Origin of the sequence: Pedobacter antarcticus (assembly GCF_900103515.1) — a bacterium.
GTDB classification, from domain to species: Bacteria; Bacteroidota; Bacteroidia; order Sphingobacteriales; family Sphingobacteriaceae; genus Pedobacter; species Pedobacter antarcticus.
In genome coordinates this window covers 69,386-95,363 of the sequence record NZ_FNGZ01000009.1, presented here as the reverse complement: position 1 = coordinate 95,363, position 25,978 = coordinate 69,386, and the positions used below count along the sequence as shown (strand labels likewise).

Annotated in this window: 22 protein-coding genes; 8 read left to right on the top strand and 14 right to left on the bottom strand. The window is 40.7% G+C overall.

What is annotated here, in order from left to right; all coding sequences use genetic code 11:
- Positions 1-63: 63 nt before the first annotated feature.
- Both BLR53_RS16060 and BLR53_RS16055 read left to right on the top strand, forming a co-directional pair.
- Positions 64-543, top strand: coding sequence for a Dps family protein (locus BLR53_RS16060; protein ID WP_037441648.1), 480 nt, complete (start codon positions 64-66; stop codon positions 541-543).
- 144 nt (positions 544-687) lie between these two features.
- A complete protein-coding gene (locus BLR53_RS16055) occupies positions 688-2,499 on the top strand; it encodes a UbiD family decarboxylase (RefSeq protein ID WP_074591176.1) in 1,812 nt (603 codons plus the stop codon).
- Between the two features lie 122 nt (positions 2,500-2,621).
- Here the strand turns inward: BLR53_RS16055 and BLR53_RS16050 are convergent, their stop codons facing one another.
- Positions 2,622-4,178, bottom strand: coding sequence for an OmpP1/FadL family transporter (locus BLR53_RS16050; protein ID WP_074591174.1), 1,557 nt, complete (start codon positions 4,176-4,178; stop codon positions 2,622-2,624).
- 15 nt (positions 4,179-4,193) lie between these two features.
- Complete coding sequence (locus BLR53_RS19990) at positions 4,194-5,174, bottom strand: hypothetical protein (protein ID WP_051759621.1); 981 nt, start codon at positions 5,172-5,174, stop codon at positions 4,194-4,196.
- A 106-nt stretch (positions 5,175-5,280) separates the two neighbouring features.
- On the opposite strand from BLR53_RS19990, the gene proS reads away from it, so the two are divergent.
- From proS to BLR53_RS16025, 4 genes are read left to right on the top strand one after another with little or no spacing between them, the layout of a single operon-like run.
- A complete protein-coding gene (proS, locus tag BLR53_RS16040) occupies positions 5,281-6,753 on the top strand; it encodes a proline--tRNA ligase (protein WP_074591171.1) in 1,473 nt (490 codons plus the stop codon).
- 31 nt (positions 6,754-6,784) lie between these two features.
- On the top strand, positions 6,785-7,924 hold the full coding sequence (locus BLR53_RS16035) for a cystathionine gamma-synthase (RefSeq protein WP_037438380.1): 1,140 nt from the start codon (positions 6,785-6,787) through the stop codon (positions 7,922-7,924).
- A 6-nt stretch (positions 7,925-7,930) separates the two neighbouring features.
- On the top strand, positions 7,931-8,707 hold the full coding sequence (locus BLR53_RS16030; RefSeq protein ID WP_074591169.1) for a TIGR02757 family protein: 777 nt from the start codon (positions 7,931-7,933) through the stop codon (positions 8,705-8,707).
- Entirely contained in the window at positions 8,704-9,219 is a 516-nt protein-coding gene (locus tag BLR53_RS16025) for a YdeI/OmpD-associated family protein (RefSeq protein WP_074591167.1), read from the top strand. Before BLR53_RS16030 ends, BLR53_RS16025 begins: the two co-directional genes overlap by 4 nt.
- Here the strand turns inward: BLR53_RS16025 and BLR53_RS16020 are convergent.
- From BLR53_RS16020 to BLR53_RS15975, 10 genes are all read right to left on the bottom strand, one after another.
- The gene (locus BLR53_RS16020) at positions 9,204-9,932 is read right to left on the bottom strand and encodes a polyprenol monophosphomannose synthase (protein WP_037438420.1); all 729 of its coding nucleotides are present in this window, start codon (positions 9,930-9,932) and stop codon (positions 9,204-9,206) included. The two genes, BLR53_RS16025 and BLR53_RS16020, sit on opposite strands and share 16 nt — an antisense overlap.
- Positions 9,933-10,120: 188 nt before the next feature.
- Complete coding sequence (locus tag BLR53_RS16015; RefSeq protein ID WP_037438377.1) at positions 10,121-11,656, bottom strand: peptide MFS transporter; 1,536 nt, start codon at positions 11,654-11,656, stop codon at positions 10,121-10,123.
- Positions 11,657-11,715: 59 nt separating this feature from the next.
- A complete protein-coding gene (locus BLR53_RS16010; RefSeq protein ID WP_037438376.1) occupies positions 11,716-13,377 on the bottom strand; it encodes a peptide MFS transporter in 1,662 nt (553 codons plus the stop codon).
- Between the two features lie 146 nt (positions 13,378-13,523).
- Complete coding sequence (locus tag BLR53_RS16005; RefSeq protein ID WP_074591165.1) at positions 13,524-14,699, bottom strand: acetyl-CoA C-acyltransferase; 1,176 nt, start codon at positions 14,697-14,699, stop codon at positions 13,524-13,526.
- Positions 14,700-14,739: 40 nt separating this feature from the next.
- Positions 14,740-14,934 (bottom strand): type II toxin-antitoxin system antitoxin, encoded by a 195-nt coding sequence (locus BLR53_RS16000; protein ID WP_037438374.1) that lies wholly within the window; start codon positions 14,932-14,934, stop codon positions 14,740-14,742.
- Between the two features lie 2 nt (positions 14,935-14,936).
- The gene (locus tag BLR53_RS15995) at positions 14,937-15,794 is read right to left on the bottom strand and encodes an SPFH domain-containing protein (protein ID WP_037438373.1); all 858 of its coding nucleotides are present in this window, start codon (positions 15,792-15,794) and stop codon (positions 14,937-14,939) included.
- A 335-nt stretch (positions 15,795-16,129) separates the two neighbouring features.
- Positions 16,130-17,197 (bottom strand): M56 family metallopeptidase, encoded by a 1,068-nt coding sequence (locus tag BLR53_RS15990; protein WP_074591162.1) that lies wholly within the window; start codon positions 17,195-17,197, stop codon positions 16,130-16,132.
- Between the two features lie 3 nt (positions 17,198-17,200).
- Positions 17,201-17,596, bottom strand: coding sequence for a BlaI/MecI/CopY family transcriptional regulator (locus tag BLR53_RS15985; protein WP_074591160.1), 396 nt, complete (start codon positions 17,594-17,596; stop codon positions 17,201-17,203).
- Positions 17,597-17,641: 45 nt separating this feature from the next.
- Positions 17,642-20,287, bottom strand: a complete 2,646-nt coding sequence (locus tag BLR53_RS15980; protein ID WP_074591158.1) for a hypothetical protein — start codon at positions 20,285-20,287, stop codon at positions 17,642-17,644.
- Complete coding sequence (locus BLR53_RS15975; protein ID WP_074591156.1) at positions 20,287-21,180, bottom strand: GLPGLI family protein; 894 nt, start codon at positions 21,178-21,180, stop codon at positions 20,287-20,289. The genes BLR53_RS15980 and BLR53_RS15975 overlap by 1 nt, the downstream gene beginning before the upstream one ends.
- Before the next feature lie 207 nt (positions 21,181-21,387).
- Between BLR53_RS15975 and BLR53_RS15970 the strand changes: the two genes are divergently transcribed.
- Together BLR53_RS15970 and pdxR are read left to right on the top strand one after the other, a co-directional pair.
- Positions 21,388-21,840, top strand: coding sequence for a carboxymuconolactone decarboxylase family protein (locus BLR53_RS15970; RefSeq protein ID WP_425312225.1), 453 nt, complete (start codon positions 21,388-21,390; stop codon positions 21,838-21,840).
- 125 nt (positions 21,841-21,965) lie between these two features.
- On the top strand, positions 21,966-23,423 hold the full coding sequence (gene pdxR / locus BLR53_RS15965; RefSeq protein WP_074591154.1) for a MocR-like pyridoxine biosynthesis transcription factor PdxR: 1,458 nt from the start codon (positions 21,966-21,968) through the stop codon (positions 23,421-23,423).
- A gap of 6 nt (positions 23,424-23,429) precedes the next feature.
- On the opposite strand, the gene BLR53_RS15960 is transcribed toward pdxR, so the two are convergent.
- Together BLR53_RS15960 and BLR53_RS15955 are read right to left on the bottom strand one after the other, a co-directional pair.
- On the bottom strand, positions 23,430-24,533 hold the full coding sequence (locus BLR53_RS15960) for a DNA alkylation repair protein (protein ID WP_074591152.1): 1,104 nt from the start codon (positions 24,531-24,533) through the stop codon (positions 23,430-23,432).
- Positions 24,534-24,686: 153 nt separating this feature from the next.
- Entirely contained in the window at positions 24,687-25,976 is a 1,290-nt protein-coding gene (locus BLR53_RS15955) for a TolC family protein (RefSeq protein WP_074591150.1), read from the bottom strand.
- Positions 25,977-25,978: the final 2 nt, after the last annotated feature.

Here is a 25,978-nt window from a genome sequence, read left to right as displayed (position 1 = left end):
GAAACATAAGCTTTTTATATTTGTTATAACACTAGTTGTTTTAAACAATCAATTTTAATTAATATGGACGCTAAAGAAATCAGTTTACAAGAGAAAGAAGTTAAAGCAGTTGTTGATCTGTTAAATGAATACCTTGCCAATTATCATGTGCATTATCAAAAGCTAAGAGGTTGTCACTGGAACATTAAAGGACAGAACTTTTTTACACTTCATTTAAAGTTTGAAGAACTATATACTAATGCTCAGTTGACGATAGATGAAATTGCTGAGCGGGTACTCACACTTGGGAAACCGCCACACAGTCGTTTCTCTGACTATATCAAAGAGTCGGAAATTAAAGAGATCAATACCATCGGTTTACAGGACATGGCTATGGTTGACGCAGTTTTACAGGATATGGCACAATTAATTGAATTGGAACGTAATCTGTTGGAAGCATCAGCAAATGCAGGTGATGATGGAACCAATGACATGGTTAATCGATTCATGCAGTTCAAAGAGAAAAATACATGGATGCTACGCTCTTTTGCGGGTAAGAAATAACATTCTTTACAATTATAGAGAAGCCACTTTAACAAGTGGCTTTTTTTGTGAGTCAAATTTTATGTACAGGCTAATTCATCAATTATAACCGCTTAAATCCAATTATAGCGGACTAAACACGAAAAACTTGATAACTTTGAAGCGATGGGATATACAAGTTTAGCAGCATGCATAGAGGACCTGGAAAAACATGGTCATCTATTAAGGATTAAAGAAGAAGTTGATCCTTATCTTGAAATGGCAGCAATTCACCTTAAGGTGTTCGAGGCAGGTGGGCCTGCAATTTATTTCGAGAAAATTAAAGGAAGTCCATTTCCTGCAGTTTCTAATTTGTTCGGCACCCTGGAGCGTTCGAAATTTATGTTCCGGGATACGCTTAAAAAGGTAGGACAGCTTGTTGATCTGCGATCTGACCCTATGAAAGCGCTTAAAAATCCATTACGTTATGCAGGAGCCGGTTTAAATGCTGTATCTGCATTGCCGATGCAACAACATCTGTTTAAATCAATATTTCAAAAAACAACTATCAGCCAGTTGCCCCAAATTGTTAACTGGCCTATGGATGGAGGACCCTTTGTCACCATGCCACAGGTTTATACTGAAGATGTAGACAAACCGGGGATTATGAATTCAAATCTGGGAATGTACAGGATTCAGCTGGCAGGCAATGATTATTTAAAAGATCAGGAAGTTGGATTGCATTATCAGATACACAGAGGTATTGGAGTGCATCAATCCAAAGCAAATGCAGCAGGCAAGCCTTTAAAGGTTAGTATATTCGTCGGCGGACCTCCGGCACATCCGCTTGCGGCAGTTATGCCACTTCCAGAAGGGCTTTCGGAGTTGACTTTTGCAGGGGTATTGGGCGACAGAAGATTTCGTTATTTCTATGATGATGAAGGATTTTGTATTTCTGCAGATGCAGATTTTGTCATCACGGGAACAGTCTATCCCGATTCTAATAAACCAGAAGGGCCATTTGGCGACCACTTAGGATATTATAGTCTTGCACATCCCTTTCCTGTGATGAAAGTGCACCAGGTATATCATAAGAAAGATGCGATATGGTCATTTACTGTAGTGGGTCGCCCTCCACAGGAAGACACCAGTTTTGGCGCACTTATACATGAAATTACCGGGTCTGCGATCCCGCAGGAAATTCATGGTTTAAAGGAAGTAAATGCGGTAGATGCTGCAGGTGTGCATCCACTGCTTTTTGCGATTGGTAGTGAACGTTATACGCCTTACCTGGCCGAACGCCGACCGCAGGAAATCTTAACTATTGCTAATCATATTCTGGGTAAGAATCAGTTGAGTCTGGCTAAATACCTTTTTATCGCGGCCAGAGAAGATAATGAGAAATTGAATACCAATAATATAGAGCAATTCCTGATTCATATGTTGTCTCGTTTAGATCCCGCGCGAGATTTACATTTCCATACTAATACGACTATAGATACACTGGATTATAGCGGTACCGGATTAAATGCGGGTTCAAAAGTAGTTTTTGCAGCAGCGGGAGAGGAGAAGCGTAAGCTTGCGGCAACTTTACCGGAAATATCCTTTCCGGAAGGATTTACTGCTGCTCAATTGTCAATGCCCGGGGTTATTGTAGTGAATGCACCAGAATATGTCAATGAAATGCAGACGGCAGAAACAGTGATGTTATTTGAAAAGCATTTCAGGGACGAAAAGCTTGCCGAAATTGCTTTGATTGTATGGTGCGATGATGCGAATTTTGCAGCTGCCGATATTAACAACTTCGTCTGGGTAACTTTTACCCGTAGTAACCCAGCTGTTGATATACATGGCGTAAACTCATTTATAAAAGATAAACATTGGGGCTGTAGAGGCCCGCTCATTATTGACGCGAGAAAGAAAACGCACCATGCACCGGAATTAATAGCAGATTCGGCTACGGAGCAGAATATCGGGCGGTTTAATCTTAAACTGTAAATAATCTTAGACTTTTAATACTGGTTGAAGCCTAACAAGCTTTGTGCGGTTTCGATTTGACTGAACACAAAAATGCCCTGCTTTAATTTAAAGCAGGGCATTTTTGTATTGTGGTTTAAAGCTTAGAACCTTACACCTACAGTAAGAAATACATTGTTCTTAGACAATTTAGAAGTAGCAACCGGCTCTGAAAAATCGGCCAGTTCATAAGGACTTAATGTGTTATGAGTCTCAGTGCGTTGGTAAGCAAGATCCACATAATATTCATTTACCCTGTAACCAATACCACCTGAGTAATATTTGACATCAAATCTGTTTTTAGGATCTTCTTTATAAGGGCTTCCATTTATGCCGTAACCAGCTCTCAAACTGAACTGATCGATTCTGTATTCACCACCAACACGGTAGTTAAAAGCATGGGTATAATTATCCTTGATAAACTGATTTTCAGACCTGATTAGATCTCTGTAACCATCACTAACTGTAAGTTTTGTAGAAGAATAATCAACATAATCCACGTCTGCAGTTAACAACGCATTTTGACCTATAATTACGGATGCACCAAATGAACCTTTATAAGGAGTTCTCAGGTTATAATTCATGTTAGAATTAGCAACGTCATTAAAGATATTGATTGTTGGTGAACCACCACCAGAAAAACGTGTATCGATTACCTCAGCAAAATCCTCTTCCATATGCATCCAGGTAGGTGTTTGGAAAGTAGCACCTAAACGGATAGTATTTACAGGTTTGTAAATCAAACCTATACGACCGTTAACTCCGGCGCCTGTAGTATTTTGGTTAGACCTGTAAGTTAAATCATAATTTTGTCCTATATGTGGATTTGGTTTTTCATTTGGATTACTAGGATCCGGTGCGGGATCATTCGGGCCCACTGTGTTGATCACGGTACCGCTCTCTGTATATAGACGGTCTGTTACATAACGCACATTTACGAAACCGATACTTGCACCCAGATAGAACTTATTAGAAAAGTTCAGGCCTGCAGCGAAGTTCATTTCAGAAGTAGAGCCTTCACGGACTTCACTTTGATTCTGTACATTAGTTTGAGAAGTCGCAGGGAAATAGTTACTCGGAGATCCAACCTGTTTGTCAATTAAATAGCTGTCAAAGGCCATTTTCTCCACTGAACCACGTTGGAAATTAGCTGGAGTCTGTCCATTAGCACGCTGTGCCCATGAATCTGCAATAGAACTATTACTGTTTACACCGCTGAAATTGTTTTCTACACTGAAATCATTATTTCTATTGTAACCAACCCCCCATACGATACTAATTAAACCTTTATTCAGATCAGAACCTGGTGCTTTTACAATAGGATTGTACCATACTGCTGCTGCCTGATTCAGGTTCAGCATATTTTTTGTCGACTTGGTTTGCTGACCTAGATAATTAATATTAGCTCTTGTGTTATTGAATTCTGGAGAAATAGTGAATTCCGAACGTGTAAACATACCAAGACCCGCTGGGTTACCGCCGATAGAACTGATGTCGCCACCTAAACTGATTTGGGCATTTCCCAAACCTTTAAAACGTGCCGAACTTCCGTAATCAGTTCTTGAGAAACGTAGTGCATCGCCTGCGTAAATACCTTGCGCATAAATATTGCCTGTCGTAGCTACTGTAGCTACGATCAGGAGTTGTATGAATTTTTTCATTTAGATTCTGGAATATTAATTACCTCTGCCACCACGGCCACCACCGCCACCGCCTGATACTCTGCCACCGCTTCCACCGCTAAAGCCACCGGAAGATCTGCCACTGCTTGCAGGAGGAGAATAAGACCGTTCGCTTCTTTGTGGAGTGTACGAAGAACGATCTGGTCTGCTCGAAGTATTATTTGAACGGTTATAGTCAGCTCGGGTTCTTGAATTTCCCTGGTATCTATTACCCTGACCAGAGTTTACATCAGAACCTCTTCCACTAACTCGTCCGCCAGAAGAAACTCTGTTGCCAGAACCGTCATACGCTCTTGCACCGGTTCCGTTATAATTGCCTCTGCCGTTATAGTTATTTGAATTACCACGGCCGTAACCGTTGTTATCTAAGCCTCTTCCAGTTCTAGGACGGTATACGCTGTTCGATCTGTAATTTCCATACAAACCGCCGTAATAGCCACCACCCCAGCCGCCGCCCCAGCCACCGTAATAGCCGCCACCCCAGCCCCATGGAGAGTAGAATGGAGAGTAAAGGCCGCCCCAGCCGTAGTTATTCCATCCGAAGCCACCGCCCCATCCGAAACCACCACCCCAGCCACCGCCGAACCCACCACCAAATCCAAAGCCAAGGCCAAAACCGCCACCATAAAGACCGGAATAATATGGAGAGTAGCCTCCATAAAAACCGTCATAATAAAAAGGATCAAAATAACTTCTGTATGGGCTGCCGTAATAAAATCTGTTGATACGTGAAGAATAGTTCATGTCAGCATACTGATCGCTGCTGCCATAATACTCATCATCGTCATAATAATCGTCTCCGACTGTCTGTGAAGACTGTGCTCTGACAGGTTGGCTGTATTCAACTGCTGTTGCAGTAGAACCATACACGTCGTCCTGATGACGCGATTGCTGAGCCATTTGCGGAGCAGAACAGGAAGTAACTGCAAGGGCAGCTAAAACCAGCATGCTGGAAAATAAATGGTTAGGTTTCATATGTGTGAATTCTTTGTGTGTGTAAACAATTTTTTTGTAGGCATAAATTTATAAATTTGTAGCCTATCATGCAAGTTATTTAACACAATAAACGTTCCAAACAGTTATGAGCAAAGGTATTACAAGTAAAAACGAAGACTATTCCCAGTGGTATAATGATATTGTCATTAAAGCAGATCTCGCTGAACACTCAGCGGTGAAGGGTTGCATGGTGATAAAGCCGTATGGCTATTCAATTTGGGAGAAAATGCAAGCTGTTTTGGATCAAAAATTCAAAGATACGGGGCATAGTAATGCCTATTTTCCATTATTCATTCCGAAGTCATTTTTTTCTAAGGAGGCTGCACACGTGGAAGGATTTGCGACAGAATGTGCTGTTGTGACACATTACCGCCTTAAAAATGACGGCGAAGGAAATATAATAGTTGATCCCGATGCGAAACTAGAGGAAGAACTGATCGTCAGGCCGACTTCAGAAACCATCATCTGGAATACTTTCAGAGGATGGGTACAGTCTTACCGCGATCTACCTTTGCTAATTAATCAATGGGCAAACGTTGTACGCTGGGAGATGAGAACAAGGCTTTTTCTGAGAACTGCAGAGTTTTTGTGGCAGGAAGGGCATACCGCTCACGCAACTTCGGCGGAAGCAATTGAAGAAACTGAAAAGATGCTTAATGTTTATGCAGATTTTGCTGAGAACTGGATGGCATTGCCGGTTGTTAAAGGTAAGAAAACGGCTAATGAAAGATTTGCAGGAGCGTTGGATACTTATTGTATTGAGGCATTAATGCAGGATGGTAAAGCCTTACAAGCCGGTACTTCACACTTTCTGGGACAGAATTTCGCCAAAGCATTTGACGTGAAATTTACCAGTAAAGAAGGTAAACAGGAGCATGTATGGGCAAGTTCCTGGGGAGTTTCAACACGGATGATTGGTGCGTTAATTATGGCACATAGTGATGATCAGGGTTTGGTACTTCCACCAAAACTGGCTCCAATCCAGGTTGTTATTGTACCTATTTATAAGAACGACGAAGAGCTTAAAAGAATCAGCGATTTCGCCGATGATCTGATGCCAAAGCTGAAAGCGTTAGGTATTTCTGTTAAATATGATGACAGGGATTCTCAACGTCCTGGGTTTAAGTTTGCAGAATATGAACTGAAGGGAGTACCAGTAAGATTGGCGATAGGTGGACGTGACATGGAGAATGGAACGGTCGAACTGGCCCGTAGAGATACCCGTGAAAAGTCGACTGTAAGTCAGCAGGGGCTGGATACTTACTTGTCAGAATTGTTGGATGATATTCAGGCTAATATCTACAAAAAAGCTGCAGATTTCCGCGCTACACACATTACTCCGGCCAATTCTTATGAAGAGTTTCAGCAATTGCTGGAAGATAAAGGCGGATTTATTTCAGCACACTGGGATGGCACACCAGAAACGGAACAAAAGATTAAAGAAGAAACAAAAGCCACTATCAGATGTATACCTTTAGATAATGAGCTGGAAGACGGTATCTGTATCTACTCCGGTAAACCATCTGTACAAAGAGTATTATTTGCCCGTGCTTACTAAGCAGGCTTAACCAAAAAATTATAACAAAGCGATGAAATTTGCAACTAAAGCGATACACGCAGGTCAGGAACCTGATCCTTCGACGGGAGCGGTAATGACTCCTATATATCAGACTTCGACCTACTGGCAGAAATCTCCTGGAGAACACCAGGGATTTGAGTACTCAAGAGGAACTAATCCAACTAGATTGGCGCTTGAAAACTGTCTGGCAGCACTGGAGAATGCGAAATATGGATTAGCTTTTTCTTCGGGAATGGGCGCAACTGATACCGTTTTACGTATACTGAAGCCGGGTGATGAAGTTATCACAGGTAATGATTTATATGGCGGTTCTTACCGTATTTTCACGAAAGTGTATGAGAAATATGGTATTAAATTCCACTTTCTGGACTTGTCTAAACCGGAGAATATTCTGCCATACCTGAACGATAAAACTAGAATGGTGTGGATTGAAACTCCAACAAATCCAACGATGCAAATTATCGATATCGAAGGCGTAGCAAAGTTGACTAAAGAAAATGGACTTATTTTAACTGTAGACAATACTTTTGCTTCACCATACCTGCAAAACCCGTTAGACCTGGGGGCAGATATTGTCATGCATTCGGTTACTAAGTACATCGGCGGACACTCTGATGTTGTCATGGGAGCTTTATTACTGAATGATGACGACTTGTATAAAGAATTGTGGTTCATTTACAATGCATGCGGAGCTACTCCGGGTCCGCAGGATGCGTTTTTAGTACTTCGAGGAATTAAGACATTGCACTTGCGGATGAAGGCACATTGCGAAAACGGCGAGAAGGTAGCACGTTACCTGAAGAACCATCCAAAAATCGATAAGATTTACTGGCCTGGTTTCGAAGACCACCCTAACCACGATATAGCTAAAAAGCAGATGAGAGGATTCGGTGGTATGGTTTCCATCACACTTAAAGATGCAGATCTGGCCGAGACATTCCGGGTAGCTTCTTCATTTAAAGTATTTACTCTAGCAGAATCTTTGGGAGGTGTAGAATCGCTGATTAATCACCCTACTTCAATGACTCACGGATCTATTCCGAAAGCTGAACGTGAAAAAGTTGGTGTTACTGACAACCTGCTTCGATTAAGCGTAGGTGTAGAAGATATAGATGATTTGCTAGCAGATTTAGAACAAGCACTTAAATAAAGACGATTGGAATTTTTAGCATTAAAGGATTTCCTGGAGGTAAAGGTTGCGCAATATAACCGGCCCGATTTTATTTCCAGCGACCCAATTTGTATACCCCATCGTTTTAATAAAAAACAAGATATCGAAATTGCCGCATTTTTTGCGGCAATTTTGGCTTGGGGCCAACGGAAGACTATTATTAATAAATGTACTGAACTGATGGCCAGGATGGATAATTCTCCATATGAGTTTATGCTTGGACATTCCGATCAGGATTTGAAAGGTTTACTCGGATTCAAACACCGGACATTTAATGACACAGATCTATTATATTTTGTAGCTTTTTTTCAGCAGCATTATATGCAGTCAGAATCTCTGGAAACTGCCTTCCTTCCTGCATCATTGGGGCAGTTTGACTCGGAAACAGCACTTAATCATTTCAGAACTTATTTTTTTAGCTTGCCAGATTCGCCACGTCGTACAGTAAAGCATATTTCCTCACCTTCTCAGAAGTCCACCTGTAAAAGGCTGAATATGTTTTTACGCTGGATGGTCCGGAGTGATAAAGCCGGCGTAGATTTTGGTCTCTGGTCACGAATTTCTACTGCATCGCTGATCTGCCCGTGTGATGTGCATGTGGATAGAGTAGGAAGGAGCCTGGGTTTGATTACCCGTAAACAAACGGATTGGAAAACAGCAATAGAGCTTACTGCGGAATTAAGTAAATTTGACCCTGACGACCCTGTTAAGTATGATTTTGCCTTATTTGGTATGGGAGTTGAAGAAAAGCTTAAATTATGATCAAATTCAACGCAATTATAGCGCGTTTTGACCAGAAAGGAGAAAAGACCGGCTGGACCTACGTGACGGTTCCCGCTGCAGTCGCGTGCCTGATTAAGCCGGGAGTTAAAAAAAGCTTTCGTGTACGGGGCTTACTGGATCAGCATAAAATATCCGGACTGGCGTTATTGCCGATGGGAGAAGGGGATTTCATTCTGACCCTGAAAAGCAGTCTGAAAAAAGTCCTTGAAAAGAAAGAAGGTGATCCATTATATCTGGAGCTGGAAGAGGATATTGATTTTGAGATTTTAATGCCCCCGGATCTCGAATTATGCCTTTCAGAAGAACAAAAGCTGATGGATTCCTTTTTAATTCAGCCCAAGTCACATCAAAACTACTTTATCAATTGGCTTAACGCCGCGAAAACAGAACCGACACGGGTTAAGAGATTGACATTAATTGTTATGGCTATGGAAAAGAGATTAAATTATGGCGAAATGATCCGTGCCGCTTCTGCTCAGGAACGTTTATAACTTCTGAACCAGCTATTTATTTTCATTTGAATTACACCCAGGAACGCCTCTCTGAAGATCCGTGTACTCATTTTTGACGTTCCTTCAGTACGATCTGTAAATATAATTGGAACTTCCACGACATTAAAGCCGTACTTAATAGCGGTAAATTTCATTTCTATCTGAAATGCGTAACCAACAAACTTTATCTTATCAAGCGGAATAGTTTCCAACACAATTCTTTGATAACACTTAAATCCTGCTGTCGCATCCTGAATATTTATTCTCGTAATCAGTCTGACATACATCGAAGCGAAATAAGACATCAATACCCTGCTCATCGGCCAGTTTACAACGTTTACCCCACGGACATAACGTGAGCCAATCGAGACTTCGGCACCTTTCACACAGGCATTCCGCAATTTAATGAGGTCATCCGGATTATGAGAGAAATCGGCATCCATTTCAAAAATATACTGGTATGGACGCTCAAGAGCCCATTTGAAGCCATGAATATAGGCTGTACCTAATCCAAGTTTACCTGTTCTTTGTAACATGTGCAGTCCGGCAAACTCTGTCTGTAATAATTTGACAATATCCGCTGTGCCATCCGGAGAGCCGTCGTCAATAATCAGTACCTCAAAAGGAAAACTGAGGCTAAAAACCTTGCGGATAATCCTTTCAATGTTTTCTTTTTCATTATAAGTAGGGATGATTACTAAACTGTCTGACACAATAATGGGGTATAATATAAAACTCTGGCGAAAATATGGTTTAAAACTGAGAAGATGCAGCGAATTAAGAAATTTTAACAATCATGAGACCTATGTCCATAAGCTATAAATACGAAATCCCACCTTTTTTAGAAAGTGGGATTTCGTATTTACAGTTCTGAAAATAAGCTTCTGTAGGTAAATTGAGATTAAGAAGTTGCCGTCATCGTTTTTTGTAACCATTTAGTTAGCACGAATAAGATGATAGAAGCAACACCAGCCATACCAACGAATAACATGAAGAATTCGTTTAAATTATTCATTTCATAACCGGCAAAATTAGTAGAATGCCCACCATCCGGATATAATGAACTGAGCTTTCCGCTTAATACATTCGCACCTGCGTTTGCAAGGAACCATACAGCCATTAATAAGGAAGCGAATTTAAGAGGGGCCAGTTTATTAACTAGTGATAATCCGATCGGAGAAAGACAAAGCTCACCCCAGGTATGGAATGCATACATACCGATCAGCCACATCATACTCACTTTTATACCAGCGCCAACATCCTTTACTCCAACAGCGATGACAAAATAACCAACAGCCAGAAGCATTAGGCCAATAGCCATTTTCGTCGGTGCTGAAGGTTCTCTTCTGCCTAATTTGATCCATAACCAGGCGAAAATAGGGGCAAAGACTACAACAAACACTGAATTTAAAGATTGGAACCAACTGGCTGGAATGGTGAAAAAACCAAGATCACGCTGTGTCGTTTCTTCAGCAAAGAAGGTTAGAGAAGCACCAGCCTGCTCAAAGGCACTCCAGAAGAATACGACGAAGAAAGCAAGGATGAAAATTACAGAGATTTTCTTTTTCTCAACTTTAGTTAATTTTTTGTCACTGAAGATCATATAAGCGATACCGAGTACAGCCGCCAGCAGTAGGTAACTCAAATAACTGTATACATTTGCATCTATATAAAGCAGACCGACACATACAGCGGAGAAAAGTAATAAAGACAGGTAAACTAATACCGGATTCATCTCTTTCCCTTCCTGGACAGGTTTCATGCCTAGTGGAGCTCCTTCTGGTCCGCGGACATATTTGTCTTTTAAATTAATGAAGACGACTACGCCGATCATCATCGCAACAGCTGCTGCAAGGAAAGCCCATTTATAATCTGCCGGGTTTCCGGTGTCTCCAAAATAACCACAGATAAATGGTCCTAAAGCCCCACCGACATTGATACCCATATAAAAAATCGTATAGGCAGAATCCAATCGGCGGTCACCAGGTTTGTAAAGCTGACCCACCATGGATGAAATGTTTGGTTTAAAGAAACCATTACCAGCAATCATAAATCCAAGGCCGGAGAAAAATAGGAACGAAGATACGTCAAGATTCGTCTGATAGAGCGACGCACAGGCGAACATTAACAACTCTCCAAGAGCCATGAGTATACCACCTGTGATAATAGAGCGGCGGTTTCCCCAATAACGATCGGCAACAAAACCACCGATTAGTGGTGTCAGATAGACAAGTCCGGTATAACTCCCGTAAAGATTGGAGGCGAAAGCTTTATCAAAAAGTAGCGCTTTAGTCATAAAAAGCACCAGGATAGCCCGCATACCGTAGTAATTGAAACGTTCCCACATTTCGGTAGCGAACAGAACATATAATCCTTTTGGATGGCCTTTCGACGCATCGTCCAGTTGTTCTGGCTTAAGGATTTCAGATTGATCCATAATGAATATTAAATTTATATAAAGTTTGCAAATTACAGATTTAGCAGGTTTCTACCTGACTATTTTATTCCTTTTTCCCTCATGATGCCATTAAGCCATTTTAACAACATAAAAGCTACCAAAGCCGAGAATAATAATAAGAAGAAGTTAATCCAGAAGAAGTTGGCCTTATTCTCATATGTATCCCATAACGTTGCCAGTACACCTGATAGTTTATTCCCGATTGATGTAGCCAGGAACCAGCCGCCCATCATCAGTGAGGTAATTCTTACCGGACTTAGCTTGGAAACCAGGGAAAGACCCATAGGACTCAGAAATAGTTCACCGATTGTGATGACACCATAACTTGCCATTAACCAAAATACCGAAACTTTTTCAGCTCCGTTTCCGCCTGAGTATACTGCCCCGATCATAACCAGCACAGATAAAGCCGAAATCAGTAAACCAAATGCAATTTTTGTAGCTGTAGTAGGTTCTTGATTTCTTTTACGAAGCCAGGTAAAGAAAGCTACTATTAGGGGGGTAAGCAAGATTACCCAGCCCGGATTAATTGACTGACTTATATTTGTTGCCCAGACCTCGATCTGCGTACCTTCAGCGAGACGTTTTTCGGGGGCAACATTTTTGAAATAGGTAGGGTAATTATATTCCTGTAATACTTTGCCATCAGCTTTCTGTAACCGGAAAGCTTCGTCATATAGAGGAACTGAGTCTTTGGCCATTGTAAGCTGTTGTGATAAACTCAGACCGGAGAATATTTTAGCAGCCATCGGGTTCTCCACGTGACGATCTGTGTAACGGTCCGCCCAGGTGTTTAACGCAGAACCATTCTGTTTGAAAACTGCCCAAAACAGAATTACTACAGCAAATATGGTGAGCAGTGCGGCGATAGGCCTCTTTTCTGACTTATCTGCTTTAGCGAGTAATGAACCATAGAAATAGATAACCGGAATGCAGGCGAATATAAATGCGTCCGTAGATGGAGAGCCAATTAACGCGTGCCCAAGAACCTGCGTAGGAACCACCCATCCGATTACACCTGCAATTACAGCAGGGAAAAGAATAACCATCACAATTTTAAGGAATGACATGTCACCCTGCTGCATTCCTTTCTTTACGTCAAAAGCACGATAATGCTTCATTCCGTAGAGAAAGATACCTACACCCAGGAACATTCCGATACCGGCCGCAAGAAATGCATAACCCCAGCCAAGAAGAATGTATAGTGCCGCACCAAAGAAATTACAGATAAATGCACCAACGTTGATGCCCATGTAAAAAATATTATACCCTTCATCTTTTTTATCTTCATATTCTGGTGTAGAATATATATTTCCGAGTAAGGTTGAAATATTTGGTTTGAAAAAGCCATTACCTATAATAACGAGTGTCATAGAAAGGTACAGGATTGGCAGGCTGTGAATTGCCATCATACAGTATCCGACTCCCATCATCAGGCCTCCGATAATAATTGATTTGGTATAGCCGAAATATCTGTCGGCGATTAAACCACCCAGAAAGGGAGTTAAGAATACCAGTGCAATAAAAGTACCGTATAAATCAGCAGCTTCTGCTTCTGTCATGGCAAATCCGGCTTTCACATCTTTGAGGTATAATGTGAAAATACCGATCATCAGGTAGTAGCCGAAACGTTCCCACATCTCGGATAAAAAAAGAAAAGTCAGGCCCTTCGGGTGCTTTACCTTATTGTTTTGATTCATTAATTTCAGATATTATTTGTGTGTGTAGCGAACGAACGCATCGCGCAATATAGGCACATGAGCGCATACTCGCAAATCCGGGCCCGTTCGATAGTTCCCGGATTTGGGTTTTTCCACTTGTATAAATATCTTTTTTCAAACGAGCTTTATACAGCTTCGATTACTAGTGCGCTTGCACCACCGCCGCCATTACATATCCCTGCCGCACCTATTTTACCGTTGTTTTGTGCCAGGACTGTCAGTAGCGTCACAACGATTCTTGCTCCGGATGCACCTAGCGGATGTCCTAAGGCAACTGCACCACCGTTAATATTTACCTGAGAGGATTCGATATTTAGTTTTTGATTATTTGCCAGAGAAACGACAGAGAATGCCTCGTTTATTTCAAAGAAATCTACATCACTAATAGTTTTTCCAGCTTTTTCTAATGCCAGTGGAATAGCCTTTGCCGGGGCAGTGGTAAACCATTCTGGCGCTTGTTGTGCATCAGCGAAACCCAGTATACGTGCCAATGGTTTTAACCCCATTGCCAGTGCTTTTTCAGCACTCATTAAAACCAGCGCTGCTGCACCATCATTTAACGTAGACGCATTGGCAGCCGTAACTGTACCTTCCTTTTTGAAAACTGGTTTTAAACCCGGTATTTTGTCAAACTGGACCATTTGAGGCTCCTCGTCTGTATCAATAATGGTTTGTTTACCTTTTTTGTCAGTTATGATTACGGGAACAATTTCATTCTTGAATTTTCCGGCAGCCTGCGCCGCTTGTGCGCGCTGATAAGAACTGATTGCAAAAGCATCCTGATCTTCACGGCTTATATTGCAGTTATCTGCGCATAATTCTGCGGCAGAACCCATATGGTAGTCATTATAAACATCCCAGAGACCATCCTTCATCAATCCATCTGTCAACTGGCCGTGTCCAAGCCTGTAACCTGTTCTGGCTTTTTCCAGATAGTAGGGAACGTTACTCATACTTTCCATGCCACCAGCAATTACAATGTCATTTGCACCTGATGCTATACTTTGGGCAGCGAGCATAATAGCTTTAGTGCCTGAAGCACAAACCTTGTTGATTGTGGTTGCGGGAACATCGGGGAGACCTGCAAATTTAGCTGCCTGAGTGGCGGGTGCCTGACCTAAATTTGCAGAAAGAACATTACCCATATAGACCTCTTGTACATCTTCCGGTCGAATTCCGGCCCTTTCTACTGCTGCCTGAATAGCGAATCCACCAAGCTGGGTTGCAGAAAAGGAAGATAATGAACCTGTGAAACTTCCTATAGGTGTCCTGACTGCCGATACAATAACTACTTCTCTCATCTGTTTATATTAAATTTGGTTATGGGCAAATCTAATAATTTTAAATTTGCCCATCGAGATCTTTTTTGCTTGTTTTGGGAAGTTTCTTCCTTTTGCTGGCTTGAACAGCCTGGTGCAGTAAGAATTCTATCTGACCATTGGTACTGCGAAATTCATCCTGGGCCCAGTGTTCCAGCTCTGTGAGTAGCTGCGGATTAATCCGCAGTACAAATGCCTTTTTATCCTGAGCACTCATGCTTAACTATATAACGTGCCTGTGTTTACAACTGGCTGAACATTTCTGTCTCCGCATAGTACCACAAGAAGATTGCTGACCATTGCGGCCTTGCGTTCCTCATCCAATTCTACGATATTTTTAGCAGACAAACGTTCCAAAGCCATTTCTACCATACCAACAGCTCCTTCCACGATTAATTTTCTGGCTGCAATTACAGCCGTTGCTTGTTGGCGTTGTAACATTGCGCTTGCAATTTCCTGTGCATATGCTAAATGTGAAATACGCGCTTCGATTACCTCAATACCTGCTCTGGAGAGACGCTCACTTAGTTCACCCTCTAAAAGGGAGCTTACTTTTTCGGCTCCGTCTTTCAGTGTGATCGTAGCTTCTTCGTCTTCAAAGTTATCGTATGGAAAAATATTTGCCAGATGGCGTACTGCGGCCTCACTTTGGATAGTCACATATTGCAAATAGTCCTCAACCGCGAACATGGCCATTGCTGTTTCTTTAATCTGCCATACGACAACAGCAGCAATCTCAATTGGATTACCAAGTTTGTCATTCACTTTAATCTGGTGCCCGTTTAGGTTCCTTGCTTTTAATGAGACCTTCTTTTTTGTGGTCAATGGATTCACCCAGAAGAAACCGTCAGTTTTAACCGTACCAACATATTTACCAAATAAAGTTAGGACTTTAGCCTCATTTGGATTGTTAATAATCAGCCCTGGAAGAACCAGGAACAGATTGATGAGCATAACGATGCCGGCTGCCACAAAATTTTCTGTAGCAAAGCCATAAAAACTGCCGCCTAATAACGCTAGAAAAAGGACAAGAGTCAAATAGCCCGAAGGGGGAGTGATAATTTTTTCCTGATACATAATGATATTAATTTGATATCATAAATGAACAGAAAAAAAAGAATAAATCAAAATTAAATTTTAAGTCCGATGAATTTATTACCGCTGTAAGTCAGTCTATTTCAGTATGGAATCTGAAAATTCGGCATTTATTTAAAAAAAGAATAGGCTTTGTTATTTTTTAAAAACGTTTTTGCAGTTTCAGATGTTTAGATGATGCCTGGAGGGTCTTGATTACCAAAAATATACTGGTTATTATTGACCTCGTTTTACCGTCAGCACTAATCGCTGATAGTATGTTTAGGTAATAATAGTTAATGAAAAACCGGCGACTGTGGATGCATCTCCGGTTTTTTTTATGGCTTCGTTTTTAAGGTAACGACAATTACCCCATATTTGCCTTTTTCGCCAAAGCGGGCGATTGCAGATTCGCCTTTAAAGACATTTATAGATTTGATTTCGTTGGTGTCCAAATTTTCAATGGAGCTCGTCTCTACACCGTTCACCACATAAATCGGAAGGTGGGCCTTTGCTTTAACCGCCGTCCCCGGGTTTACCTTATTTTTGGACGTCTGGTAATCTGGTGTTGCAAATGCAAAAAAGATCAAAGAGAAACAGGGAACCAATAATAATATACTCCACTTCTTTGTTTCTCGAGATGTCCGTTTTTTCATCATATCAATTCTGCTGAATGGATTGTCGCCGGCAAAAGAACTACTGAAATTGAATACCCGGCTTTGCAGGCTATGGTTTAATAGCGTGGCGCGGTAGGTTGCTCCTGAATTTCCGGCTTGCAGTACCGTCTGGTCTGCCAGATACTCATGATTTTGTCTCACCGCTTTCAAGTACAGCCATGCAATTGGATTAAACCATTGGAAAATTCTTACCAACTGTGCGATTTGCATATCTATCCAGTGTTTCTGAATTACATGTGCCTTTTCATGTTCCAGGATCAGGCGTCGTTCTACCACAGAACTAGCGATATCAGTATCCAGAAAAATATAGTTAAATATAGAGAATGAAGTGTTAAACTGATTAGTATAGATGATTTTACAGCGATCTACAACCTCGAAATAATGCTGGGAAACCAATTGTCTTGCCTTTCTCAATGACAGCAGGTAATTAAATATAAAGCCAAAAGTTACCACAAAATAAACTAGCAGTCCGAACTGCAGGTAACTAAGTATAGCAGGCGTTGTTTTCGCTGGATTAAGAACTGAATTTTCGTTAAATATTGGATCAGTCACCTGTACTGTATAAGTGAAGTTGAATAAAGGAATGATAATAGAAAGGAAGATTCCTGCAAGGAGAAAGTATCTGTTGAATTTAAAAAAGGTCTCGTTTTTCAGGAAGATATAATAAATACCATAACACAAAGACAGGTATATGCCTGATTTAAAGAGATATAAAGCAATTTCTTCCATATCTTATTTTTTTTGTTCTTCTGTTAATTCTTTCCGTGTCTGTTCAATCATTTGATCCAATTCCTCTATTGAATAATTGTTGTCTTTGGCAAAAAATGAAGCCATTGTTGCGAAAGAGCCGTTGAAATAGTTATGTAGCAATCCCGAAAGCATAGATCTGGAATACTGTTCCTTTTTAATTAAAGGCAGGTAAGTATTTACACGACCGGCTGTTGTATGACTGACAAAACCTTTGTTTTCCAGAATAGTTAGTACTGTGGATACAGTTGTTCTGGCAGGTTTTGGTGCTTCCAGCACTTCCAAAATATCCTGAACAGTAGCCTGCTTAAGCGTCCACAGCGCTTGCATGATCTGCTCTTCAGCTTTGGTCAATTGTACCGGTGTGGGAGATTTCTTCATATTTTAAAGTTAGGACTAATTTTATAGACGATCAAATGATTTTGATTATTCATTGTTGCGGGTTTTGCCGCGCAGATTAAATTTGACCTTTAGCATAAGCTGCGCCGGCCTTAATAGGTAACCAACTATACGGTAACCGATAGCATCATAGTTTGCCGTTACATAGTCTTTTGTATTAAATAAATTAGTGTAGTCCATATTGAAGTCAATAGATTTAAACCGGTACTGCATTCCCGTGTTAGCGAAATGTACTGTTTTGCTTCCTGTATAGATATTTTGAACGTAATATCTCTCATGTGAAACGTAAATTGTTAGTTTTTTAGATGGAAAGAAATTCAGCCGTGAGGATTGTAATTGCATGCGCACTGGTTTGAATATATCTGGTATTCCATAAACTTTATTGCTGCTGCTACTAAGTAAGAGACTTCCTGCCACACTAATCCAGGGTCGAAAACGGGTTGAAAAAGCGGGTTTGAAAGTAATGGTCTCGTAAATGGACTTATAGAATTCCTCCTGGCTTATTTGTTCACCCTTATCCGCACTATAACCCGCTTCCATTGTAAAAGTGCCTTTAATTGCATCTATGCCTTTGCTTATCCGCGTGGAAAGCCGGTTGGCGAAACTTTGGTTTGGCAGCATATAAGCGGTCAGTACCTGAAACCCGCCGTTAAAGGCATAACTGTAAATTAAGTTACTCATTTTCCAGTTTGCAGTATTACTGATGTTTATGAAAAGAGATTTTACAGGGTTGTTATAGTTCCAGCCTGCCGAAATTCCTTTCAATTCAATCTCTTGCAGTTGGCTGCTACTGCGCATCAGCATGCGATAATTTTGCATAATAATTCCGGGAATAATCTGATCTGCTTCGCCCAGAGTGCTTTTCCGATATAGATTGAGATTTAAATTCATCATAGGGTTGACCTCATAATTTAGATAAATTGAAGGGTTAATAAAGAGCCGGTTTTTAACCTGGTCCAGATGATTGTATTTTTCCCGTATCTGCAGGCTGGCTATCTTTACCGGGACGCTGAAATTGAACCTGAACTTGCCAGTCAGAAAGATGAAATCCGGATTGAAATATACTTCAGCTGCGTTCCACTTCAACTGGTTTTTTAAAGAATCGCCCGAAACGAAGCTCCGGTTATTTTCCTGCAAATCTGAATAAATAAGGCGCTCCTTCAATTCGATACCGGCAGTGTAATTATGTTTGAATTTATTTTGGTTCCATCCGAAGCTCATTTTATTCTTCGTACTCCACTGCTGATCAGTTAAATCCTGATTCCATATACCCGAACCCGAATGAGCTGACAGAAGCGGAAAACTCACCGGGGATACAATTAGTTCCTGTGTCGAACGTTCAAGTCTTGTAACCGAGGACAACTTAAATAAACCCGTACCATACTGTTTTACGAGATCGAATCTGTTTTCTAATACATAATTTGGTTGACTCAGATCTTGATTAACGCTATCACGTTGCACTGCAATGCCCTTGGAAGTTCCCCAGTTTCCCAGAAAACTAAGTTCCTGGTTCAGGTAATACTTTTTACTGTTGATATTGTACTTTAGTGCACCTTCAAACTGATTGATGCGTCTGGTAGAGCTGAGCTTTTCACTAATTTCCAGTAGTTGTTCCTGTGTCAGATAATAACCGTTGTTTGCTAAGCTGTTCCGCTGTTGTACATCCTTCAGATAGTTTAAATTCAGATTAAGTTGTTTATCATTTTCAAATGCCCATAGATTATTTACCGAAATTGCATGAGCTCGATTGAACAGATATCTATTTTGATTAACCGGAGGATCTCCAGGTTCCTGTATGCTCAGTTTCAAATCCTGCTGATTCTGGTTTCCAGTATATAAATGTCTAAATTCAGCTCCTGGGTCCTGACCGGTATTATTTCCCTTATAGGTATTTATCATCTGCCTCCCTGATTTGAAAAACATTCCAAATAATTCATTGTCCCATAAAAATGGTTTTATACCAATCCCTAACTGGGCATTGGCCACTACGACCCCTTTTGCAGCATCCTTTAATTTTATGTTTATGGCAGCTTCATTGGTAAATTCGCTATTTGTAAGTGCTTTTACGGGCTGATGATTTTCCATTACCTGTACCGTAGCCACATCTGCGGCAGTAATATTATTTGTTGCAATTCCATACCGTCCTTGTAACAGGTCTTTCTGTTCGATATAGAATTTATTGATTGGCTTATTGTTATACAGGATACTCCCGTTTTCTTTCACTTCAATACCGGGCATTTTTTTGAGTACGTCTCCAATTGTGCGGTCATTCTGATCCGTAAATTCGTCTACCAAATAGTTTAATGTATCTTTTATCCGGCTTATTCTTGGAGGCTTAACTTTTAACTCCTTTAACTGGATGGCATTTGGGCTTAGTGTGATATTGACCTTTTGACTATGGTTAGCCAGATAAATCACCTTATTTTCCATACCGATTCCACTTATGAAAATTCCTAATGTATCAGCAGCAGATGTAAACTGAACCCGATATGCACCCGAAGTTTCAGTACGTGAATAGGTAAGAATAGAATCAGCAGTTTTAGTTCTAACAGTTATCTGGATTCCGGCAACGCCCTTCATATCGGGTGCAGCAATAATGGAACCGCTCCATATAGTTTGACTTTTAGTCTGCTGCCATTGAAAAAGGAGAAGAAAAAAACATAAATACCTCATTATTTCAGCTCCATAGGGATATAGTTGGTCTCGCCTGGAAATTCTGCGAGGATCAGATTACCGAAACTGAAATTAACCTGCATACCGGGTGCCTGCTTTATCTTCATTTTTTCGAAGTCGGCTCTGCTACATTTTATGCTGCCGGCAGGAATGTGAATCGGAAGTGGCATTTTAGTTTGTTCAAGACCAACCAGCGAGAAACTGAATAGCTGGTGACTGTCTTCCACCTTGACAATCAAGCCAGGCAAACCCATAAATTTCCACGGTCCATCATTTATTGGAACCTCAGGGCTAAACCATGCGGTATATTCCCTTCCGCGAAAGTTTAACCTGGCTTGTTTACAGCTATACGAATTGATGATAGTATCTGGTACTTGCTGTATTTTCCAGTCCATCGGGCCTGCCTGGTCTTCATATTCGAAAGATTTACCATTAACAGCAGTATAGTCTACAACTTTAATTTTACCGGTATTCAGGTCTTTGAATATCTGATAACTTTCGCCTTCATCTGTCCTGGAACTCACTGTACCCTGCATAGTGGATAGATCCTTTCCATTTTCGCTTTTAAAGACTGAGATGGATTTTATAGTTTCCGGATCAGGAATATTCATACTTGCACGAACCATGGAATCTCTGTACTGTCTGGAGGGATCATAAAACCTGGACTTTTCCGCTCCGGTTTCCAAAACCAGCGTATCGCGGCGGGAAGAGGAGGTTGTAGAAGGCCGGGTAAATTCGTAATAACATTTGATCTTGGATTCCCCAAACGGGGCTTTATGTTTCGTGTTTTCCTCTGCCTGACTTTGGTCTTGTGTAGTTTTTACGTTTTGCTGTGCGGAAGCTGAGATGAATACGAAGCAGCTTAAAATTGCGATAATACTGGATTTGATCATAAAGGTTGATTTTAAGGTTAGAAATCTTTATGCAATCTTAAGTCTATAAATTTAGACAAACAAATTATTTGTGAATTTAGTCTAAAAAAATAGACAAATAAATCTTTGAGGAGAATACTGGGAGGTCTGGACCATAGAGTATGGTTAAACTGGGGTAGTAAAGGCAGTTAGAATACAGGTAGTTTTGTATCGCAAAAAAACATATTTATGGAAGATTCATTTAAAATGGAAACACGTATTAAAATTGACCAGGTAGAACAAGCTGGTTACAAAGCAATTCTGGGTCTGGAGAAATTTATTGAAAGTACCCCCTTAACCAGAATTCACAAAGATTTAATAAAAATCAGAGCGTCGCAGGTGAATGGATGTGCTTTTTGTATTGATATGCATACCAGGGATGCACGTAATTCAGGAGAAACGGAACAACGTATTTATAGCCCAAATGCCTGGCGTGATACCCCCTTTTTTACTGACGAAGAACGTGCAATTCTAGCTTTAACAGAGGAAGTTACTTTGATAAGTAATCATGTTAAAGACAAAACTTACCAGAATGTCCTGGACCTATTGGGGGAATGTTATTTGGCTCAGGTTATCCTTGCCATAATCACTATAAATGCCTGGAATAGGATCGGAATAGCTACACAGCTAATGCCGAAGTAGGAATGTATTCTATTGATATTGGGAGGGAAGCTGTTTCAGAATTGAGACGGCTTTTTTTGTTTCTGATTTTGCAATGAGAACCTTGTTATATAAGTTATATTGTGAATGAGAAAAGTATAGTTAGTATGTTACCATATAAATCATTAATACAGCTCAAACGGAATTCTGCCATAGCGCTTATTCAAATATGTAATAATTTTATAACACTGATTACGAATGGTACACTGCAACCAACAGGCATACTCCCAAGTTCCCGTGTACTCGCGGACTTAATTAGTGTAAACAGGAAGACAGTTAAATTGGCCTATGAAGAGCTAATTAGTCAGGGCTGGGCAGAATCAGTTGACCGTAAAGGTATATTTGTGTTTTCCAGCCTACCTGTTCTTCCTGAAATCGAATCCATTCCTGTTACAGGGGACTCTGAACCGAAAGAATCATTCCTGTGGACTAATCATTTTCAGAATACAAACAGAAGCGAAAGTTATCAAAAATTGATACTGACCATCGACGATGGTTTTCCAGATGTACGTTTGACTCCGGTAGATCAGTTAATGCGTGAATACAGGAGTATATCAAAAAGATTTTACGGGAAAAACTTTTTAAAATACGGCGACTCTAAAGGTTCTGAACATCTTCGGACGGCCCTGGCCTTTTATCTTGTTAACACCAGAGGTTTGGTAGTTAGTCCGGAAAATATACTGATCACAAAAGGCAGTCAGATGGGAATTTATTTGTCAGCACAACTTTTACTTCAATCATCAGATAATATCGCCGTGGGTGTTTCAAATTATGCCTCGGCAGACGAAATTTTTAAATACTCAGGTGCTAATCTCCTAAGAATTCCTATAGATGACAGGGGAATGGATGTTGATCACCTCGAGCAGATGCTGGAGCATAAGAAAATTAAAGCTGTATATATTATTCCGCATCATCATTTTCCGACAACTGTAACCATGAGTATGGAAAGGCGGTTAAAGTTACTCAAGCTTGCCAGAGAATATCGTTTTGCGATTATTGAGGACGACTACGATTTTGACTTTCACTATAATAACAAGCCGTACGTCCCGCTGGCAAGTATTGATCATAATCATAATGTTATTTATATCGGCTCTATTACAAAAACCTTTGCTCCGGCTTTGCGGATAGGATTTATGATCGGGCCGTCTGCCTTTGTCGAGGCGGCTTCATCGTTGAGGCAGCTGATCGACAGACAAGGAGACTCTCTGCTTGAAGAGGCCTTTGCTTCTTTATTTGAAAATGGGGAAATGGAGCGGCATTTTCGTAAATCATTGAAGATTTACGAAAAGCGCAGAAATTTATTTTGTGAAATCCTGCAATCAAATTTCAGCGATGTTATCGCATTCAAGGTTCCCGAAGGAGGGCTCGCGGTTTGGGCGGTATTTGATGACAAAGTTAATTTAGCACAGCTGTCCGAAAATGCATCAAAACAGGGATTACATATTCTAGACGGATCATTTTACAGAAATGATGTGTTCAGTCCAAATGCGTTGAGAATGGGATTTGCTTCTCTCAACGAATCTGAAATACAGCAGGCGCTGGAGGTTTTGAGAAGAAATCTTTAGCCCTCTCTATTCAGCTAATTCAAAGGCAACTTTGATTTGCTCCTGGCCATTAATTATAACCGCTATATGATGCGTACCTGCATTGAAATTTCTGGTGGTTATCAGAATGAATTTCTGTTTTCTCCTAATCTGGGCAGTTTGATTAGAGAGGTAATTCTTTTCACTGATCTTGTATACCTTTCTGGAGAGCTGTCCATTTTTTAGCTTGTAATAGATAGCATATTCCAACCGGACTGTCTGGCTCGCCTTGTGCCTGTTGCTTATTGAAAACGTAAATTCCAGACTTTCACCTATCCTGACTTCAGGATTAATGATTTTAAAGGAGTTGAATTCCATGTCCTTTGCAGTCAGACCATAATGGATTAATATTTCAGGATGTCCTTGTTTCAGTAGAGTTCTGCTGCCATGTTTGATGATAGCATCTGTTTCTTTACTTAATCCGGTCCAGCGCGCAGCGATTTTCAGTACCTCTCCCGGATGATCTTTTGCAATATCATTAAGACTATTCGCTACACTCCGTCTGACCCATTCAGCGGGATCCGATTTTAGATTTTCAAGAATAGGGAGAATTAATGCGGGTTCTTTTTTTAGTATTGGAACGGCCATTGCCCAGGGCAGTCGGGGTCTGCTGCCCTCACTTGCAAGGCGTCTGACCTTGTAGTTTTTATGGGTTGACCAGACCAGCATCTGACTGATCATTTTTTTACCATAAATTAGTAAGAATGGCCGTACCGCAAATTCACAACTTACAAATTGAGTAATAAATTCTAGTGCATCAACTGAGGTTTCATAATCTTCTTTTCCGTAAACTTCTATATAATCAGCAAGGAAAATAAAAGGTAATCCGTCCTCCTGAATACCATTTTTCCTGAATAGCTCAATTGCTTCCTTGATCATCGGTGTGGCCTCTGGATAAGCTGCGGGCAGAAAGTGATGTAAGGTTACCGTAGTATGGCGCATTCTTTCTTTCAGTTCCTTAACCTCGAAATCGGGGCTATAGATCATTTTGATAAAAAGATCTGAGTCGAATTCAGGGATGGTCTGCTCGAATACATTTGCGATACGCTGATAGAAAACAGGGGAATAGAGGTCTTTTAATAGGCTGGCCATTCAATTTAGGTTAGGTATCTGCGAATATCGCGGAAAATTTCACCATTCCACCTGACGACCTTCAAATCAGATATCTCTGACCGGGCTAAACACATCTTTGCATTGAAGTTCTGCGGTGACGACCCGCAGAACTTTTTCACCTTTTTTGTTTTATTACCAATAGGTAATACCAGTTAATCTGGCCATTTCAATCTGAGCGGTGCAGAGCTGATATTCATATTGTAACCTGGTCAACTCAGCCCTTTGTACATTTGTGCTGGCGTTAATTAACTCCAGATTGGTACCAATGCCGTTTTTATAACGGCTTTGTGCTAGTTTTTGAGCTTCCTTCGCCTGATCTATCTGGCCTAAGGCATTCACCAGGCTTGAGCGGTTACTTGCAATGTCTGTAAGTGTTTGTCGTATGTTTTTATCGAAAGAATTGTTTAAAGTCTGCACCCCCATCTTGGCCTGTTCTAACTGACTTTGTGAAATACGGCTCTGTTTTTTTATCTGACCACCCCGGTAAATAGGTATCGACAGCGTAGCACCTGCAGTATAATTATATCTAAATTGGTCAATATCTGGTGCGTAACCATTTGAATAACCAGTTCCCGCATTTAAAGTCAGGGATGGTTTACCCCCGGTTTTGCTGATGGCAACTTCCATTTCCGCTTCTTTAATTTTAGAATTCAGTAATTTATATTCCGGATTGTATTGCCTTGCGTTTTCCAGAGCACGGGCTGCATCGGCTGTGATTTCTACACCAGGAAGCAGAAAACCGCGGACATTTACTTCAACCTTTTTTCCAGTTGCATATTCCATTAAGATGTATTGCTTGTTTAAGGTATTCTGAAGATCAATTTTCCGGTTATTTTCCTGATCAATGCTGGATTGTATCGACAAGACATCATACTTTAAAGCATCTCCGTTTTTATATTTGATTTCAGTATCCTTACGGTTGGTCTCTAGAAAAGAAATTACACTATTTTGAATTTCAATCGCCGATTTAAGATAAGCGATCTGATAATAAATGTTAGCAACTTGTGCCGCCATCTGATTCTTATTGTAATCCAGATCGTTTTTCGCTGACTGGAGAGCCGCTTTGGCCCGGTCAACCTTTGCTTTCACTACACCAAAATCCAGCAGTGTGTAACTTCCATTTACTGCCGCTTTGTAGTTGTTTTTAGGCATAATCTGAAAATTGGGTGACTGTCCGCCGGGGATGGAGATCTCAGAGACAGGGTTAATATAATTATAGCTGCCATTTACCCCTAAGACCGGTAGTCCGGAGGCTTTTGCCAGCCCGATTTTCTGCTGCTCAATATCAATCCCTTGTTCCATTTCCCGGAATTGAGGGAAGTAAGAAAAAGACTCATTGATTAATTCAGAAAGCTCACCCGTTTTTTGTTGTGCGTAAAGGGATGGGGAGCATATAAATAATAGTAAAAATAGACGTTTCATGT